The sequence below is a fragment of the Sediminitomix flava genome (assembly GCF_003149185.1).
In the GTDB taxonomy this organism is placed as follows: domain Bacteria; phylum Bacteroidota; class Bacteroidia; order Cytophagales; family Flammeovirgaceae; genus Sediminitomix; species Sediminitomix flava.
Genome location: NZ_QGDO01000001.1, coordinates 1755134 through 1775003 on the forward strand (window position 1 = coordinate 1755134; position 19870 = coordinate 1775003).

Sequence of the window (19870 nt, forward strand, 5' to 3'; positions counted from 1 at the left end):
AACTGTAATGTTGATAAGTATGTTTATAAACAGTAATTGTGAATAACTTTTAAGAAAAAAGCACTGCCATAAGTCAAAATTCAAGACTTATGGCAGTTTTTATGTTGATAACTTATACTTATTCACAGTTTAGCGAATAAAAAAGTCAATTCTTCAAAATCCGACTGTTGATAAGTGAATTAAATACTCATCTCAACAATTTCAACAACTTTCTCAGGAGTGATGTCTTGTCGCTCTCCCATTCCTAACCAATTTCTTTCTTTGAAACGGTCAGCGATAATCTTTGAAGCCTCCGAATAATCAGAAGTATAATCAGAGATTTTAGTTTGAATACCTAAGCTTTCCAAGAATTCAACTGTTTTCTCAATAGCCTTCTGAGCTCTTTCGTCTTCTGTTCCTTCAGTAATATTCCAAACACGCTCTCCGTATTGAACTAACTTTTCTTTCTTGTTTTCGAACATTACTCTGAAAAGGTTTGGTCCGATAATAGAAAGAGTTCTTGCATGATCAATTCCGAATAGAGCAGTAAGCTCGTGACCAATCATATGCGTAGCCCAGTCTGTAGGAACTCCTTGCTGAATCTGTCCATTCAGAGCCATTGTAGCCGAGTACATCAAGTTAGCTGCAGCTTCATAATCGTTAGGGTCAGCAATCACTTTTGGTCCTACTTCTACCAAAGTATTCAGAATACCTTCCGCAATTCGATCTTGGATTGGTGCTCCTGCTGGATAAGTTAAATACTGCTCCAACACATGCCAAAATGCATCTGCTGTACCATTTGCAATCTGTCTTTTCGGTAATGTTCTTACTACTTGTGGGTCAAGTACCGAGAACTGAGGGAAAAACATTGGACCTCCGAATGTACGCTTTTCTTTGATTTCTGAACGGCTTACTACCGCTCCCGAGTTAGCCTCAGAACCTGTAGCAGGGATTGTCAATACAGTACCGAAAGGAACGGCTGATTTCAATTTTCTACCCAAGCTCTTTGCCAAAATATCCCACTCATCATCACCGTCGTAAGGGATTGCTGCCGAGATGAATTTTGTTCCGTCAATCACAGAACCACCACCAACAGCCAACAAATAATCTACCTTATTTTCTCTTGCAAGGTTAACGGCTTTCATCAGAGTTGTGAATTCTGGATTGGCTTCAATACCTCCAAATTCCAACACTTCAAAATCTTTTAGTGCCTCAATCACTTGATCGTATACTCCATTTTTCTTGATACTTCCCCCTCCATAAGTCATCAAGACTTTAGAACCTGCAGGAATTTCGCTAGCAATTTTCGATGTCTGATCTTTACCGAAAATCAGTTTTACTGGGTTTTTATACTCAAAATTGCGCATTTTATCTTTTTTTGAATGATTCAATCTTAGCTATGTGCAAGATAAAGATCGAGCACGATTTATTAACGTATCTCATTCCAAATTGTTAGATAAATACGAGGGTGAGTTATAATTTTTATTTACTCGTAAACATTATGACTCCATCCAATTTCCTAAAAGCCTTTTTACCCAAGGCATTACAGGATAAACCATAAGTGAAGCGACAACTACCACAGTAAGAAAAACAGAAAACTGTGGTGGAAAACTTCTCATAGGTAGAAATAAAGTCAAAATCCAATCAGCTATCAGAATGAGAGGATAAACAGTAAAAATAGTAACAAGTACCTGTTTCCAATAACTCGGACTCTTTGCTTGTGACGTCTTGTGTTGATTCATAATTACGGTTTTGAACAGATTCGGAAAGCGGACTTTTCAATCCGCTCTACTCATCTATCTGAAATACGTTTGTAACTCACATTTTTAGGCGAAGCCAAAACAAATAATTCACTTTCTTCTGAGGATTTTATTTCAAACTCTGCTTTGTCTTCAATTTTGGTGAAAGCATCTTTCAACATCACTTGACCTTCTATTTTTACACTGCCCTTCATCAAGTAAACCGAATAAACTGAGTTTTCATCCAAAACAATCTGATGTATTCCTTCCGTGAGTTTATAACGTTTAACAGAGATACCTTCTGCATCTGTTTGAATGGGTGCATTTTCACCTACATAATTCATGACTTCCAAATTATTTTCTCTTGCCCAAGAAAATTCTTCTGCCTGAAAGTCTTTGTAAGAAGCCGATTTATTCAATGACTTATTGAAATCGGGGTCAAACCAAATTTGAAAAGCTCTAGAACCTTTGATGTATTTTTCTGAATGATAAACACCATTTCCTGCTTGAATCTGCTGTACTCCGCCTGCTAGTAGTGGCGTCCAAATATCAGATGCCGTATCGTAATGTTCTAATCCTCCTTCAAATATGAAGGTCAGAATCTCGATTCCTTCATGTGGATGCATTGGGAATGTACCTTCTTCAGGAGCTTCTACATGTGCCCAATAAATCAGATTAGAATATAAAGGATCGCCTGCCAAAGGCTTATTTTCTTTCAATCTTCCTCCGAAAAGCTCAACGGCATGTTGAGCTTGTTTCGATTTAATTTTTAATTCCATTACTCAGCTGTTTGTGGTTGTTGTACCAAAAAACTCTCGTATACCAGTCCGTAAGAAGTATGACTTGCCAAAACTTCTGCCAAAGGATATGCCTTTTCCGTTCTCCAGTCGTGCATGATTTCAGCCAATGCAGAAGCCCAAGTAGAAACTTTTACTCCGGCTTGAGCCAAACGCTGAACAGTCACCTCTTGCACCAATTTGTTCCAAGTGCCCGATGCATCAATGATGGCGTATGGATCGTAGCCTTCTGCCAAAGCTGAAAGTGCAGGAAACATTAAACAAACGTCTGTTACAATGCCTGCCATAATGATTTTCTTACGACCAGTCTGCTCGACTGCTGCCTTAAATTCTGGATTGTCCCAAGCATTAATTTCTCCTGGGCGTTTGATGTGTACTGCGTCTGGAACGATATCGAGTACTGATTGAATAAAAGGACCATTTGGACCTTCTGGCATACTCGAAGTGATAATGACAGGAATGTCTGCCGCTTTTGCCATTTTCACCAAAGCGATCAAGTTCGTACGTAATAAGTCTGGCTCAATGTCTCTGACACTCGCCAACAAACCTGTTTGGTGGTCGATGAGCGTTAAAACAGCATTGTCAACTGATAGGAATTCTGAAAATCTCTTATCCATTTTTCTTTGTGATTAGTTAGTAAATGATTACATCACAAAGGTGGGGCAAAATGAAGCTGAGATAAAGACCAAGCTTTCGGTAAAAAAGACCAATTTCACGGATATGAATATATTTTAAATATAATTTTCTTCAAATCACATCCTAAATCAAACCTAACTACTTATTCATCAATCGAAACTGAACAGGTGTTACTGCTTTGTATTTCTTAAAAAAACGCCCGAAGTGAGTGGGGTTTTCAAAGCGTAGTGCATCCGCAATTTCTTTAATATTGAGTGAACTGTAAACCAAAAGATATTCAGCTTCATGCAGCATTCGTTCATGAATAAAATACAGTGCGGTATGATTGGTCACTTCTTTTACTGTTTCGCTGAGGTGTTTTGGACTTATAAAAAGGAGTTCGGCAAATTCACTCACTGTTCTTTTCTCCAAATAATATTTTTCTATAAACTGCTTGAACTGTGTAAAAAGTTCTTCTTGCCTATTTGTTCGATTATTCAAATGCTCTTTTGAAGCTGTCTTTCTTTTAACCTTCCATAAAAGATTAGAAATATGCGTTGTCAGAATATCTTGATAGTATTTGTCTCTCGTCTTTGTTTCAATTGCAATTTGTTGATAAGTGTGTATCCAATCTTCAAACTCACTTTTTGTAAGTTCAAAACTTGGCGTACAGTCCACATCAAGTTGGAGCAAATTATCTAGTATTGGCGCAATTAATTTGGATTGGGCTAAAAACGAACGTTCGAAGAGTAAAATATAAATCTCGAAATCATCTGTGGTATTGCTAAACGAATGAATTTGACCTGGCAAAATAAAATGAGCCGTCTGAGGTCTGATCTGAAACCTGTGATGATTAATCCTTCTGTGGCTTTCTCCGCTTACACAAAGTACCATTACAAAATGATCACAACGAATAGGAATGCCCTTATTTCCTTCTCCATTATTTCCCAAGATTACCACATCTTTAGCCTCAAAATCCTCACTGAATATATCCATTCCAAAGCTAGGAGCTGGTGCATGAAGATGTTTGTAAAGCGCTAGGCTATTCTCTATCGTTTGTAACGGGATAGGATGTTTGTCGTTTTTGTTCATAAAAATGAATCGAGTAAAGCAGAAAAAAAGGTCTCAGAAACAAAATGCTTCAGAGACCCAAATCTATGTTTTTTATTCAATTTTTTCGCATCAGACCTTGATGACAATATTCTTTTTATATAGCCACCAAGCAACTAAATACATAAGTGAGATAAATGTGACGGCATAAGCCAAAGAAGCATTCAAAGGACTGAGCGTACTCAAATAAATATTTTCATATGCCCAAGACTTCAAAGACTGATCTCCAATCGCTCCTTTTATAACTACTAATCGTGCTACAATTCCTGATAAAAAATACACAGCCATCGGATTCAGACCAAAAACTTTAAATGGTAAGACCAAATTACGTCCTCGCTTTTGAACATCTAGTAACCAATAACTTAAACTTAAGCCTATTGAAGCCCAACCCGCTGTGTACAAAACAAATGAACTAGACCAAAGCCCTTTATTAATTGGGAAAAGATATCCCCAGCCCCAACCTAAAGCACAAATTATAATTCCAAATATCAGAGAACCTGCTACTTTCTTCTGCCCTACAATAGGTTGTTTAAACCAAATACCAGCAAGCACACCCAAAAGTCCTGTTCCAATTGCAGGAATTGTACTCAAGATTCCTTCTGGATCCCAAGTTTTTGTACCCGACCACAAGTGATTTCCTAATACCAATCGATCTAACCAAGCTGATAATGTCATGCTCGGGTCATCTAAGTTTGGTGCGCCAATTTCTGGAATTGGAATAAGTGTCATCATTCCCCAATATCCTAATAACACTGTAATGATGATAGCACATAAGCCTTGCCAATCCACCTTCAAGAATAAGATCGCACAGAAGAAAAATACGATACCAATACGTTGTAAAACTCCAGGGAATCTCAATGTTGTGAGTTCAAAGTATGGGAATGCCGCTAAGAAAAGTCCGATACCAATCAACTTCAAACTACGTGATATGATTTTTTTTATCAATTGCGGATGTCTTTCTTTCTTGCTTCTTGCCGAATACATTGAAAAACCGATCGAGACACCTACGATAAATAAAAAGAAAGGAAATACTAAATCTGTGGGGGTACAACCATGCCACGCTGCATGTTTAAGAGGAGCATAAATAGTAGACCAACTTCCCGGATTATTCACCATAATCATAAAAGCCACTGTAGCACCTCTCAAAACATCTAAAGACAATACTCTATCCGATTCTTTCATTGTGTGTGAGTCTAAGTTAAAAAAGGATGTGTTTATAATACCTTTCCCTCAAGGAAGAAAATTTATGTACAGAAGAAAAATAAATTCGCTCAATGACTTCCAACGAACCCTGAACATATCGTAAAACCACCTCAGAGCATTTTTTTCATTCTCAATATTCTTTCCCCTCAAGCAAATTAGAGAGTGCTAAGTAGTCGAATTTTTCAAAAATATCTATACCCATTTTCAGTTATATCTAAATATCATTTGAAGTATAAATACAAAAAAAAACACTACCCAAAGAGTAGTGCATTTAAACTGTTTTTATAAAACCAATTGTAACGTTTAGAATCTTTACTCCGAAGATAAATTCTGAAGCTTGTCATCGTATTCGGCTTTTCTTAGCTAGAATATCCGAATGACAAATAGATTTTTATGAGCTATAGAAACTAGGTTAAACGAGCAACCGAGAACTAATGTCTATGTATAATATTGTGCTTGTATATTGTTATTCTCTGTTGTCTATGAAATAGACACAGCCTTTTGGGCATAGGGTTGTATTGGCCTCTGTTAATAGCTCCAAACAATGAAAATTATCTCTCGAATCAGAAGAAAAATTGAAGACTGAGTGCAACCATAAACCTTCACTCTAATTTTAAATCATAACCTATTAAGAATTTTCTCCTAAAGCTCACCTTCATTTTCTACAATTTATTCTAAAAGTTTTCTAAATTGTGAAGCGTTTTTTAAACTGAAACCGCTTAGGTGGATTTTCGCAATTAGACTGAAGATATTCCTTTGAAACAGCGAAAGAGCTGAATGAACCGGTGCATTTATGAGTACGATAGTTTCTAAAGAAGCAAAACAATTTCTACAATCCCTTAAGAAATACGACAAGCTACTCAAAACAGCTATTTTAGATAGACTTGAAGGCGCTTTTCAAGAAAAGTGGGCTAATGATTCGATCTATTTTCAATCGATCCTTCGTCAGATTTTAAGTGATCAACTTGAGAATGAGCTTGTAGCAGACTTGCTTTCACAACATCTCATTCTTACTTCTTGTCTAGAACTTTCTGAAGCTGAAACTTTAGAACGAGACTACATTTATGTTTTCTTCAATGAATTTCAAGCTCATTTTTCTTTCAAAGAAGATCCGCAGCTAGATGGCTACATTAGGCTATGGCAACATGAGTGCTTGGCAGCGATCTCCGCAGGAAGTAATATCCAACAACTTCTCAGACAATATTTCCTACCAAGGTTATACAATTGCGATTCTCCTTCATGGAACACAGGCTTTATCAAAGCGCAACCTTGCATTAGTGGTTTTAGACCGAACTTGGCGAGCAAATGGAATTACTCTTACAAATTCCCAATTGCCATTGCACCAGATATGGTTTATACTGAAAACCTTTCTTTCTATTATTTACAGAAAGTTTTCGGCCACAAACCTGTCTCTTTCGGAAACATACTGTATGCTCCTGCCATCTATCAGATGGAAGCTCAAGCTTTACTTTTCAAAGAGACTCCTCAAGTTCAAAATTTCTACGATTTACTGAATCAGAGTAAAGATGAACTCTTTATTTCTGCGATTCCATCAAGATATAAACCTGCTTCCAATGAGGTAAAAGAAGAAGAAGCTAAAGAAAAAGCTGGTGCTGTTTTACGAAAAAATAGCGTAGCACAATTAATCCTTTGGGGAAAGTCTCACCTAACACCTCAAGGAACTCTTCATATACTTTCTGATGATAAGTTGGCGAGTATGAACTCTTGGAAAAAGCTTCGACTGCATTTACAAAAGAGTTTCTCCTATATCTTTATTCAAGAAATTGCAGTAGAAGAAGGTGATACACCTTTATATCTATACAGTTTTACTTCGCAAACTCAGAGTTTAGGGCAAGGAATTTATTACGCATCTCTTCAAGATGATACTTTTATCCGTGTAATGGCAAAAGCGGATAACTGGATGGATCAAGAGATTTCAACAGACGAAAATCAACTTTTATTATATAGCGAAAACGGAAATGGAGTCTTCAAATATTTCTATGAAGGTCTTCAACCAAAACAAGAAGCTTGGTTTACCGACTTTTCGCCTGAGGTTTTACGTAAAAAAGTAGCTTTCTATATCAGAAAAGAACAAGAAGCTCAAAAGTCTGATCCTGTTCTTTTGGCTGAACAAGAAGCTTCTATTCAGAGTCGAATTGCCTCTGCTCAGTTACTGCCTTTACAAGTAAAACCGTTTATCAAGAAGTATCTTTATTTAGCTCCTAAAGTACAGAAAAAACCTGTAGAGGAACTGAAACCATTCTTGATAAAAGACAATCCTTTTATTTGTACATCCATCGAACAGCAAAAGCTTTCAGTTACCGCCTCAAAAGCATTACCTCATGCTAAAATGTTTGGCAGTAACAAGATGTCTGCATTTGCGATGTACGCATTTGATGGAGTCAATAAAGTAGACTTTAATATCAGTGATTTTGCCTTTGAGCGATTCTTTGATCGCTACGGTAAAAATCTAGAAAAACATAAACAAGAATCTGATCTTTCTGAGGAAGCACTTGAGCAGTTGATTGAAACTGCCACAGTTCTTGACAAACTCACAAAGAATCTCCCAGTTCTAAATAAATACGTTCAACGCCTTTTTGAAGATCCTTCAGAAAAAGAGCAATATATTTCTTTTATAAAAGATACAATCAAAACGATGGAGGCTAAGGTGAGACAACTTAGTCGAGGTGCTAATGAACGTAGAAAGCTTCTTTTCGAAATTGCTCAACATACAAGCAGACTAAGCAAATTGCTTTATCAAGTAGATAAAAAGAGTGTTGAGAATTCGCAAAAGCTCGAAATGCTGAATAAAGAACACATTTTTTATTACACGTATGCGGTATTGTGTTATCAAGCGAAATATGAAAACGAGAAAGCTTTAGCTTCGGGAAATATTCCTGTTATTCCTTTCAAGAAAGACTTCTGGCATTGGGCTAACTTAGGGAAAGAACTTCTAAAACTAGATACACTTTCGGGTATAGCGGCTTATCCTTTACAAAGCGAGAACATTGAGAATCCGCCTAACCGTCAGAAAAAATATCTGTTGGATGAAGCAGAAGGAAAAATGTACCTCAACGGTGAACTTATGATTTCTGGAATTCCTCCTGAAGGTTTTGCCTTCGGATTCGGGAAAGAGAAAGTTTTAGAAGCAATTGCAGATGCTTTCTTTGAAAAGAAACCAAGAGATAAGGATTTGGCACAAAATTTTCCGCCTGCTGACTTTAAGAAGTACCTTCCGACTATTTTAATGACTATCAAACAATGGTGTCAGGCTGCGGGGATGAAAAAACAACTCTTTGAACAAATTGCTCAAACAGCTCAGGAAGAAGCAAAAGAAGTTAATAATGAGGAAATGAGCATATAACTTGTTTATGTTAACAATCTAAACTGCTTAGAAAATTATACAAGTTATATTTTCGTGATCTAGATCAAGAAATACAGAAAATACGAGATACATTGGAACCAAAAAAGACGCTTTCTGAATGGTTATCTACTAAATTTATTCTTTTAGTCAGAGATGCCGAGAATTTTAAAGAACAAGGCTTATACAATTTCACTTATGCAAAGATCATTGCATTGATAGGTGGTTTGTTCATTTTGATGTTTGCCTTGAGCTTTACTTTGGCTTCTACTCTTTTGGCTAAATGGTTTGACCCAGAGTACAGTTACAAAGAAACTGATCGCCAATTACTGAACCTAGAAGAACAAGTAGATTCTTTGGCTCTTGCACTAAATGCCAAAGACCTTTACATCAACAATATTAAAAACATTATAAACGGGGAAGTAGAGGAGAAAGAAGAAATTGATCTTACTCCAGAAACAAATACGAAAGAGGATATCAATCTTGCTGATATTACTCCCGTTGATCAAGCTTTTCGTCAAGAATTTGAGAGTTCGGATGAGGATCCGATTACTGATAAATATGACATAGACGTTCATAATATTCTGTTTTATCCTCCTACGCATGGCCTTATTTCACAAAAGTTCAACCCTGCGGAAGAACACCTTGGGATAGACATTGTAGCAAAAAAAGACGAGCCGATAGCGGCTGTTGCAGATGGTACGATCATCCTTGCTTCTTGGACACAAGATTCAGGATATGTAATAGGTATTCAACACAAAAACAATGTAATTTCTTTTTATAAGCACAATTCTGTACTTTATAAACAAGTCGGAGATTTTGTTCGTGTAGGAGATATTATAGCAATTATTGGTAATTCAGGAGAGCTTACAAGTGGCCCACACTTACATTTTGAGTTATGGGTAGAAGGTTCGCCTGTTAACCCTGAGAATTTTATCGTATTTTAAGGCAGAATATTCAGTCGGTCAAATATACCAAATAATCTGAACCAACATTACAATGGCATTATTCAATAACAAAACAAATCCAGAGAAAAAGATGGCAGTTCAAGACATGAGCCAAAGCACTAACCAAATAGCAAAGGGCACTAAAATAACTGGGGATATAGAAACTTCAGGTATTTTCAGACTTGATGGTGAGTTGAAAGGAAATATCTTATCAAAATCAAAAGTAGCAATGGGACCTGGCTCTGTAGTAGAAGGAGACCTAGTTGCTAAAAATGCTGAGATAGAAGGCGAAGTAAAAGGTAAAGTAATTGTAGAGGAACTTTTGGTATTGAAACCAAGTGCGGTAGTACACGGAAATATCCAAGCTACAAAAATGATTATGGAATCTGGAGCACAATTCAATGGTACTTGTCAAATGGGACCTGATGCTGTAAAAGGTAACCAAGCTGCTCCGAAACCAGCAAATAATAAACAAAAAGTAACAGCATAATGAACGAGGAGTTCGACAAGCAAAAAAGGAATGTAAACAAGTTTGCTAAGTTTTCAAGCCTAGCATTCGAAATGCTTGCCCCTATTTTGATGGGAGCACTCGGTGGTAGAAAACTTGATGAATGGCAAGAACTTGAAACTCCTGTATGGACAATTGTTCTTACCTTGCTTGGCGTGACTGCATCTATGTACCAACTTTGGAGACGTACAAAAGACTAAAGTTTTTATTGCTTTACTTTCCAATACAAGAGAGACTGTTTCTTTAATAGAGTGACAGTCTCTTTTATTTTTTTATCATTTCTGATAACCTAATAGCCTCACTACGCTCTACAATCCAAGGGTCAATTTGCCTTTTCTTAATACTGATATTTTCAGAGGACAAATCATCAAACCTTTCCTGTGATAACAAAGCACTTATAGGCATATCGTATTCTCGTTCGAGCAGCTGTATCAAATAGAAATCATCTTTCTCAAAATCTTTAATAGAGAGGATTTCCCTATGCATCATCTCTTTCAAAATCATCTTGAATTTTAGGTTTACATCTATATTCTCTTTTGCAGTGAAATACTTATTGATCAGAAGTTGATATTTTTCTTGTATCCATACTCCTTTATCAATATCATCAAGAACTAGTTTCTTTCCGTCGAAAGATAAGCCATTTAAAAACCACCCTATTTCACTTTTACTAATCTCCTCAAAATGATATAAATCTCTTAATGAATAGTCTAAACGATCTGCCGATAAATTGGGAAAAGGTGATTCCAAGATTTTATAAGCTGAATGATCTAAAAACTGAGAGCTACTTAATCCATACTTTCCTAAAACAAATTGAATTTCATGATTTTGAATTACTTCGGGAAAGATTTCTTCATGATAATCTTCATCTGAATTATCCAAGACATAATCTATCAAATGAGAAAAAGCTGTATGTGAAATATCATGTATCAATCCTGCTACTTGCTCTTCAAGGCTTCCTCCTAACTTACGAATAAGTAACATTACCCCAATAGAGTGTTCAAACCTTGTCCGATTGGCCTTCGGATTTACTAAAAAATACGCTCCACTCTGGTGTATTCTTTTTAATCTCTGAAAGATATCTGTGTTTATTATTTCTTCCAAAACTCCAGAAATCTCATACGCTCCATAAATTGAATCTTTATACTTCATTTTACCAAAATAAAAAAGGTACTTCCTCTGTAACAGAAGAAGTACCTATTTATATATTATTCAGAAGGATTATTTCAATTCAAGAACAACTGCTCCAAATGCTGGTAATGTCAACTCAACACCTTCTTCAAGGTTATAATCAACAGCTACATTTCCGAACAACAAGTCTTTTGCTTTACCTGTCTTAGAAAGTTTAGCCGCTTGAATTGCTTCAGCAGGAACTTGTACTTTCACTGTTTTCTCAGCAGAAGTAAAGTTAGCCACAACCATAATTTTTTGGTTGTCTGTGTAACGTAAGAATGCATAAGCTCTATCTGCATCAAACTCTTTGTTATCAGCATTTGCAGGTTGCAAGTCATAAAGCTCTCCTACTCTAACAGCTTCTTCTGAACGGCATAGGTGTAACAAATTCTTATAGAATTCTCTTAACGACTTTTGTTCTGCGCTTAGTTGACCTCCATCAAATTTACCACCATTCACCCATTTTTGATGCTCTGGTACTCCCCAATAATCAAAGATTGTAGTACGTCCGTCATCACCGTTGAAACCAGAGTCTCCTTTACCTGGTTCACCAACTTCTTGTCCAAAATAAACCATTACAGGACCTGTGTGAAGAGTAGCACTTACCGTCATACCTGGGATCCCCATACGAGCATCTTTTGCAAAGAACTCAGAAGCCAAACGTTGCTCATCATGGTTTTCCAAGAAGTTCAACATATTTCCTCTGATATCTTTAATGTCTTCATGAGTTTGAGTAATGTTTAAAGCAGAAGAACCTACTCTGTCTTCCATTACTGCACGAAGTGTATCATAAACTCCTACTTTGTCATACAAGTAATCGAAACCACCATCGTGGATATAATTACGGTATTCTTTCGGATTGTAAATCTCAGCAATAAAACGAATATCTGGATATTGTTTCTTTACTTCAGCAATACCATAATGCCAGAATTCAACAGGAACCATCTCTGCCATATCACAACGGAAAGCATCTACACCTTTGCTAGCCCAGAAAAGTAAGATGTCTGTCATTTTCTTCCAAGTAGAAGGAATGTCAGTTGTTTTGTTTCCAAAGTGTTTAGAACCATCAGCAATATGGTTTACACCGTAGTTCAAACGTACAGTCTCGAACCAGTCATTTACAGAAGGTTGATCTGTCACAGCACCATTACCAGAAACTTTAGCAGGATTTTCGTCAAATTTTCCATCTGATGTAGGGAAAGGTTGACCTCCTAGTGGCTCGTATCCTTTTGGTGCTTTGAATGGCTTTCCTTCTATGTAGTAGAAGTTATTATTCATATCAAATCCCTTTGTTACATCATCTGATGCACCAAGATCTTCTACTCCTTCAGGTTTTGCGTCTGAGAAATAACGGCGAGCTACGTGGTTTGGAACAAAATCTACAACTACTTCCATTCCGTTATCATGAACACGCTTAATTAGCGCTTCGAACTCTTTCATACGGTTTGGTACCTCTTTCGCAAGATCAGGGTTAATATCGTAATAATCCTTGATTGCATATGGAGAACCTGCACGACCTTTCACAACGTCGGCATCATCCAAAGGAATACCAAATTCTGTATAATCTGTACAAACTCCGTGTTCGATTACTCCCGTAAACCAAACGTGAGTTGTACCAAGATCTTTCAATTCTTTTAGTGCCTTGTCACTAACATCGTTCAATTTTCCGACACCATTTTCTTCCAATGTTCCCCATTTTTTATTGTTGGTATTTGTGTTACCAAACAAGCGAGTAAACATTTGATAGACAATGATTTTATCGTCTTCAATTTTAGTAGTAGTTTCAGTCACTTCTTCTTGTTTTGCTTGGCTACCACATGACCATACCATGGCAGCAAGGAGCAACAATGAAATTGCTTTCAGTGATTTTTTCATGTTCATATTTACTTTGTACAAAGAATCTTGAGTATCTCGATACTCTCTACTGAACAAAATTACACGAAGATTTAGATATGAAAGGTGACTTTTGCAGGCTTAATTCATAGGATTACTTAAAATAGTATGAAAAAATGTTAAAGATAAGATCAAAAAAAGAGCGACTCTACTGAGCCGCTCTCCATGTATCTATAAAAATTGATTAGATAAAACTAGATTAGTTTACATCCCACCACATCTTCTTTAAAAGTGACTCTTCAAAGGTTAACTTAGGTACATTACGATTTAACCTTTCTTCAGACTCTGGGTAAGGTAATCTTCGAGGTAACTCTCCTTCTGGTAATACTGAATTTGTATTAGGTTTTAAAATAGGATATCCAGTCCTTCTCCAATCTGTCCATGCCTCAGGATGAGAATATAATGCGACATATTTTTCCTCCAAAATAGTTTGTAAACTCAAATTGAGTGTAGCTTTATAATCATCAATTTGAGTCTGTGTCACTCCTATTTTTTGCATATTTGCATTGACAGCATCAAATAAAGCATTTTTAGCTTCATCAATTCGTCCTTCTTTATATAGAACTTCAGATTCTATAAACTTAATCTCTGTATATGTAATCAATGTTATTGGTGAAGTTGCTTTCATATAAAATCCATCTTCACCGTACAAGTCTATACGAGGGTCATTATTTCTTCTCATTAAGTCAAACATATATCCATCTAATTGAATATAACCTTGCCTTTGATCTAAAAACTGAGCCCAAGGATTTGACTGTGATCTTACGTCATAAAATATAATTTCTGCATCATCTAAATTACTCTGAAATCCTATTTTCAATAATGATAATATTTCATTGGGATTATATTCTTCTAAGTTTGAAAGATGATTTAAATAACGAATCTTTAAAGCTATTGCGAATTTTAACCATTGTTCCTTATTACCATGATAAATAAAATCATTGTCTGATGATGAAATAATGTCATCTTTTCTTAAATCATTAACAGCTTTATCTAACAATTGAAAAATTTCACTATAGATTTCTTTTTGACTATCATATTTTGGATTCAAATTTAAATCCGATAATCCTTCTGAATAAGGAATATCTCCAAAAACATCTGTTAGAAGACCTAAATTAAATGCTATTAAAACCTTTGCGATTCCTGAATAAGTGGGATGGCTCTTACGTTGGGCTTCCTCTAATATATTCCTTAAGTCCTTCAAAGCTCCAGCGTATGCATTTTCACCCCAAAGATCATTTAGGTCCTCACCCAAGATATTATATTGACCAAATACTAAGTTTGAACGATCTGCAAAAGTTACTTGCTGTACAATCGTACTAGTTAATCTTGCTAAAATATCTGACTGTACATATACAGTAAACGCTTCTGCGCTAGATAAACTATTCTCTATTTGTATATCAATCGGTTTTGTTGGTGAGACTTCATACCCCTCAACAAAAGAGTCACATGATAGTGTAAGTAGAATTATTATCAATCCCAGAAAAAGAAATCTCATGATAATTATTGTAAGATTTAATTAAAAAGGGGATGATTCCTTCGAATCACCCCCTCATTATATAATTTATAGTGTTTGCTAATTAGTTAGCATCCCACCATAGTTTTTGAGTCAAACCTGCTTCTTTATCAAGATCTGGAACATTTTGTACGTTATACAAATATTCAGTTTCTGGATAAGGGAAACGTGTAGGGATCAAACCAGCTGATAATTCTGAATTATCATCAGGAGTCAACATTGGATACCCTGATCTTCTCCAATCTGTCCAAGCTTCAGGGTGAGTATACAATGCTACGTACTTCTCTTCCATTATTGTCTGATAGTCAACACCAGCAGCAGTTAATGTAGCGACATAAGCAGTTATATCAGCTTCTTCAACACCCACTTTAGTCATATGAGCAGTAACAGCCTCGATTAAAGCAGTTTCTGCATCTACAACTTGACCTTTATGATGTAAAGCCTCAGCTTCTATAAATTTAGCTTCAGCATATGTCATCAATGCAACAGGAGCAGTCGCTTGGAGGTAAAAACCATCAAGGCCATAAAGAGCTTGACGTGGATCACTCTTAGCTGTCATCATATCAAACATAGTACCTTCCAATGCTATATATCCATCTCTTTGCACCAAGAATTGGTTCCAAGGATTTGACTGTAACGTCGAAGAATAGAATCCTAGCTCTGCATCATCTGCATTACTAGCAAATGCATTACCTAAAGCAGCTAAAACTGCATCAGCATCATATTGACTTAATTCAGAAAGATGATTTAAATATCTCGCTTTCATTCCGTAGGCAAATTTAGTCCACATTGCCAAGTCTCCTCCAAAAATTAAATCATCTCCTGATGGAGAGTTTGTACTCTCAGCTGCAAAATCAGCAATTGCATCAGTTAATAATTTATCGATCTCTGCATAAATAGCTTCCTGAGAATCATATTTTGGTTTAAGATTTTCTGTGCCTTGGAATGCTTCTGAATAAGGGATATCTCCAAATGAATCAGTTAGAAGACCAAGGTTGAATGCTAACATTACTTTCGCTACACCTAAATAATGTGTAGCTCCTGCTTCTTCAGCTTGAGTCATTAAGTTTTGCAAATCTTTCATTGCTCCAGCATAACCATTCGATCCCCATACATCGTTAAAGTCTCCACGCTGAATGTTGTAACGTTGTGCAGCTAAGAACTGTCTATCAGCTCCTGTTACTTGTTGAGTAACCATACTGATATATCTTGCTAACTGATCTGATTGAACATAAATACTAAATGCTATAGCACTTGAGAATTTCACATCCATACTAGACTCTAAAGCACGAGCCGGATCAATTTCATAGCCATCAACATAGCTATCACATCCACTGACTACAGAAGCTAATGCTAATGATAATACAGTAAATAGTTTATTTATTTTTTTCATCGATAATATCTCTTTCGTTTGTGAAAAATGAATCAAGTTTATACCTCATAAAATAAAGGCATATACATCACTATTTTCATTCCGTCTTAGAATGTTAATCTAATTGTTCCTGAAACACCCTTAGTAGAAGGCATGTTGAAATAGTCAGCACCTTGAGCATTAATTGCTCCCCCTAAGTTAGTTTCTGGATCAACACCTGTATAGTCTGTTTTTAACCACAAGTTACGTCCTGTAATAGAAACTCTTGCTCCTTTAATACCAGGTACTTTACTTAATAGTGAACTAGGTAATTGATAATTCAAAGTAAGCTCTCTAAGTCTAACCCATCCTCCATCTTCAATATATGGTTGAGAAGGGCCTGTAAATCCTGAACCAGGACCACTAGCATACCAATCAATATTTTTAGTAATAGCTGTACTATTTGCATCACCTGCTTGTACAGATTTACCATCAGCTGTTTCTCCAGATTCAGCATAAACACCTTGGAATACGAAATCTTCGTTACGTCCATCAGCCGACTCAGCTGACATACCAAAATAGTTCAAAGCACCTCTTGTACCATTCCAAATATCACCGCCTTGTCTGATATCGATTAAAGCGGAAAGAGAAAGACCTTTATATGTAAAAGTATTTCTAATACCTGCCAACCAATCTGGGTTCGGATCACCAATAATCGCCTCACCGGCAGCTACTTTAGGGACTCCATCAAGACCAATTAATACATTTCCATTGTCATCTGTATCCCAAACAGAACCATAAAGTGTACCATATGCTTCACCCTTCACCAATCTTTGGTTAGCTCCAGAGAATCCATAAGGTAGAGAAATTACATCTACGCCCTCAGCAAGCTCTAGAACTTCGTTTACATTTTTAGTAAAGTTAACATTCATATCCCATGTAAAACCAGTCTCAGTTTTAATTGGAGTTACATTAAGAGCTACCTCAACACCACGGTTCTCCATAATACCAGCATTCATATAAGTACTAGTATAACCACTTGATGTTGCAACAGGAACTGCAATAATTAGGTCTTCAGATCTTTTTACATAACCTGTAACATCAAATCCAACTCTATTTTCAAAGAAGTTCATCTCTAAACCTAACTCTTGAGTAAATACTTTTTCTGGTTTTAGGTAAGCATTTCCTAAAATATTAGATTCAGTTAACCCTAGCTGCCCACCGAATGGAAATTCAAATGCGTCAATCCATCCTGAAACTGGAAAGGCTTGAGTTTGATAAGTTTGAGTTACATATACAGGAGGTTGGTTACCCACTTGAGACCAGTTAGCTCTAATTTTACCATAAGAAATTGCATCTACATCTAGCAATTCAGAGAATACAAAACTACCCGATACAGAAGGGTAAATAAATGAATTATCTGTAGCTGAACCAAATGTAGAAGCGACATCACGTCTTAATGTAGCTCCTAAGAATAATGTATTATTATAGTCAAAACTAGCATCAATGAAAGAACCTACTGTTCTAATAGTATACTCATCTTCAGTAGTTGTGATAGTACCTGCATTAGACATATTATAAAAGTCTGGCATTACTAGTCCTTCACCTTGAATATAATTAGAAGTATTGTTTCTATGATTCAATGAATGACCTAAAAGGATATTCATTCCTAATTTTTCACCAAATGTTTTACTATAATTCACCAAAATATCTGATGTAATCTCAGTATTAAAGAGATTATAGTTAATCAAACGACCAGCAGGTACTGTTCTTGAACCAATAGCAAATTGCTGTTTTCTTTTATCAGAATAAGTATCAATACCAAATCTGTAAGTAACTGTTAAACCTTCTAAAGGAGTTACATCAACTTTACTATATCCCATGAAACGATTTACATCATCAATCATTGGGTTTTGGTTAATAGTCCAATATGGGTTATCATACCCACCACCACCACGGTAGTTTCTTTGCGTTCCATCAGGATTTAAGTAAGCTGAAGGATCTGAAGGATCATCACTTCCATTTGAGTTATCAAAAGTTGGAGAAGTTCTTAATAAACCAAGCATTAAACCTGATGTATTTGAACCTTGCTGAATTCTTCTACCACCTGAATTAGTATAGTTTGCAGATGAAGTTAATTTCACTAAATCATTAAACTTAGCTGTGGCAGTCACCCTTGCAGACGTTCTTTCGAATGTATTCATTGGAACAATACCTTCTTGCTCTAATCTCGATACTGAAGCATAAATAGTTGCTACTTCATTACCTCCTGAGATATTAAAAGAATGTTCTTGCTTCAATCCTGTTTGGAAAAAAGAACCTACATTATCATATGCTTTAAGATCAGGATCTTCTGAGATTTTAGGACCAAATGAGAACGGATTACCTGTTTCTGGAGCTAAATACTCTCCGTACCATCCTTGGCCATACTCATTTTGAATTTCAGGTAATTTATTAACTGTAGAACCTTCTACTGAATATGAATAATTTGCAGTTAATTTAGAACCTAGCTTACCCTTCTTAGTCGTAATCATTACAACACCATTTGCAGCTCTTGAACCATAAAGTGCAGCAGCAGAACCACCTTTCAACACTGTCATATCTTGAATATCATCTGGGTTCAAGTCAATCAGACGGTTAGACTCAGCAGCTCCTGAACGAGGATCTTCAGTAAAGCTCATTGAGTTATTTACAGGAACTCCATCAATTACGAATAACGGTTGGTTATTACCTGTTAAAGAAGCATTACCACGAATTTTGATATAAGAACCACCACCAGCGGCTCCTGAAGATTGAGTAACTTGTACACCTGAAACTTTACCTGAAAGTGCAGATACAACATTAGTTTCTTGAGATGAGACTAAATTTGCAGCATCTACAGATTGTACAGCATACGTTAGCGCTCTTTTTGATTTCTGAACACCGAAAGCTGTTACAACTACTTCATCTAATTGCTCGACATCCTCTGCTAAAGTAACATTAATGGTTGATTGATTTCCTAAAGCCACTTCTTGCTCTACAAAACCAATCAATCTAAATACTAATGTTGTAGCATCTTCTGGTAATGACAAGGTATAAGAACCTTCTAAATTTGTAGCAGAACCAACTGTAGTTCCTTTGACTAGAACAGCAACTCCTGGTAAAGGCTCGCCATTTGAATCATTAACAACACCTGTAACTGTACGTTCTTGGGCAAATGACCAAAACGTACTCACAAGCATTACTGTGAGTAATAGTAGTTTTCTCATACGAAAAAATTAATTGAATTGAACTTATTTAATAGTTAAATAAAAGTAGATGACTCTTCACACTGAGTATGTGAGAGTTTGATATATCAGTAATCGAATGATTTAATAATTAAGAGTAATAATTTACCTGTTTTTGTATGGTTAGTAATCATGAGTAACTGTAAAGTGCTAGTTTATAAAAAATCATTTTTTATAAAGAGTAATAGTTAGTTGTCTATGAAAAAATATCATTTGTTTCCTAAAACTACACCCTTAACATAAATTAACCAAACATTCCTCTATATATTTTTCAAAAAAAAACACACCAACTCTTGAAAAAATTATACTTTTCTAATGTAGATATTACATATATCACATTATGTAGCACTAAAAAAAGGTCTTTAAAAGTGTTTTTTAGAAAAAATGATTATAAAATACCACTCAAGCTTTAAAC

The 19870-nt window shown here is 35.9% G+C and carries 15 protein-coding genes; 4 read left to right on the forward strand and 11 right to left on the reverse strand.

Going from position 1 to position 19870, the window contains the following annotated elements:
- Positions 1 to 179: 179 nt before the first annotated feature.
- The 6 genes from BC781_RS06935 to BC781_RS06960 form a co-directional block, all read right to left on the reverse strand.
- Positions 180 to 1346, reverse strand: a complete 1167-nt coding sequence (locus BC781_RS06935) for an iron-containing alcohol dehydrogenase (RefSeq protein WP_109616469.1) — start codon at positions 1344 to 1346, stop codon at positions 180 to 182.
- 132 nt (positions 1347 to 1478) lie between these two features.
- Positions 1479 to 1721, reverse strand: coding sequence for a hypothetical protein (locus BC781_RS06940; protein ID WP_109616470.1), 243 nt, complete (start codon positions 1719 to 1721; stop codon positions 1479 to 1481).
- Positions 1722 to 1771: 50 nt separating this feature from the next.
- A complete protein-coding gene (locus tag BC781_RS06945) occupies positions 1772 to 2497 on the reverse strand; it encodes a pirin family protein (RefSeq protein WP_109616471.1) in 726 nt (241 codons plus the stop codon).
- Positions 2497 to 3132: an isochorismatase family protein gene (locus BC781_RS06950; RefSeq protein ID WP_109616472.1), complete on the reverse strand. Its 636-nt coding sequence runs from the start codon at positions 3130 to 3132 to the stop codon at positions 2497 to 2499. The genes BC781_RS06945 and BC781_RS06950 overlap by 1 nt, the downstream gene beginning before the upstream one ends.
- 157 nt (positions 3133 to 3289) lie before the next feature.
- On the reverse strand, positions 3290 to 4222 hold the full coding sequence (locus BC781_RS06955) for an AraC family transcriptional regulator (protein WP_109616473.1): 933 nt from the start codon (positions 4220 to 4222) through the stop codon (positions 3290 to 3292).
- A 90-nt stretch (positions 4223 to 4312) separates the two neighbouring features.
- On the reverse strand, positions 4313 to 5422 hold the full coding sequence (locus BC781_RS06960) for an acyltransferase family protein (RefSeq protein WP_109616474.1): 1110 nt from the start codon (positions 5420 to 5422) through the stop codon (positions 4313 to 4315).
- Between the two features lie 814 nt (positions 5423 to 6236).
- Here BC781_RS06960 and BC781_RS06965 point away from each other — a divergent pair.
- From BC781_RS06965 to BC781_RS06980, 4 genes are all read left to right on the forward strand, one after another.
- Positions 6237 to 8807 (forward strand): type ISP restriction/modification enzyme, encoded by a 2571-nt coding sequence (locus BC781_RS06965; protein ID WP_109616475.1) that lies wholly within the window; start codon positions 6237 to 6239, stop codon positions 8805 to 8807.
- Positions 8808 to 8899: 92 nt separating this feature from the next.
- On the forward strand, positions 8900 to 9751 hold the full coding sequence (locus tag BC781_RS06970; protein WP_109616476.1) for a M23 family metallopeptidase: 852 nt from the start codon (positions 8900 to 8902) through the stop codon (positions 9749 to 9751).
- A gap of 52 nt (positions 9752 to 9803) precedes the next feature.
- Positions 9804 to 10241 (forward strand): bactofilin family protein, encoded by a 438-nt coding sequence (locus BC781_RS06975; RefSeq protein WP_211323672.1) that lies wholly within the window; start codon positions 9804 to 9806, stop codon positions 10239 to 10241.
- Positions 10241 to 10459: an AtpZ/AtpI family protein gene (locus BC781_RS06980; protein WP_109616477.1), complete on the forward strand. Its 219-nt coding sequence runs from the start codon at positions 10241 to 10243 to the stop codon at positions 10457 to 10459. The genes BC781_RS06975 and BC781_RS06980 overlap by 1 nt, the downstream gene beginning before the upstream one ends.
- 64 nt (positions 10460 to 10523) lie before the next feature.
- On the opposite strand, the gene BC781_RS06985 is transcribed toward BC781_RS06980, so the two are convergent.
- The 5 genes from BC781_RS06985 to BC781_RS07005 form a co-directional block, all read right to left on the reverse strand.
- A complete protein-coding gene (locus tag BC781_RS06985) occupies positions 10524 to 11408 on the reverse strand; it encodes an HD domain-containing protein (RefSeq protein ID WP_109616478.1) in 885 nt (294 codons plus the stop codon).
- A gap of 69 nt (positions 11409 to 11477) precedes the next feature.
- The gene (locus tag BC781_RS06990; protein ID WP_211323673.1) at positions 11478 to 13304 is read right to left on the reverse strand and encodes an alpha-amylase family glycosyl hydrolase; all 1827 of its coding nucleotides are present in this window, start codon (positions 13302 to 13304) and stop codon (positions 11478 to 11480) included.
- A 217-nt stretch (positions 13305 to 13521) separates the two neighbouring features.
- Complete coding sequence (locus BC781_RS06995; protein ID WP_109616479.1) at positions 13522 to 14820, reverse strand: SusD/RagB family nutrient-binding outer membrane lipoprotein; 1299 nt, start codon at positions 14818 to 14820, stop codon at positions 13522 to 13524.
- 82 nt (positions 14821 to 14902) lie between these two features.
- Positions 14903 to 16231: a SusD/RagB family nutrient-binding outer membrane lipoprotein gene (locus BC781_RS07000; RefSeq protein ID WP_109616480.1), complete on the reverse strand. Its 1329-nt coding sequence runs from the start codon at positions 16229 to 16231 to the stop codon at positions 14903 to 14905.
- An 86-nt stretch (positions 16232 to 16317) separates the two neighbouring features.
- Positions 16318 to 19437: a SusC/RagA family TonB-linked outer membrane protein gene (locus BC781_RS07005; RefSeq protein WP_109616481.1), complete on the reverse strand. Its 3120-nt coding sequence runs from the start codon at positions 19435 to 19437 to the stop codon at positions 16318 to 16320.
- Between the last annotated feature and the right edge of the window lie 433 nt (positions 19438 to 19870).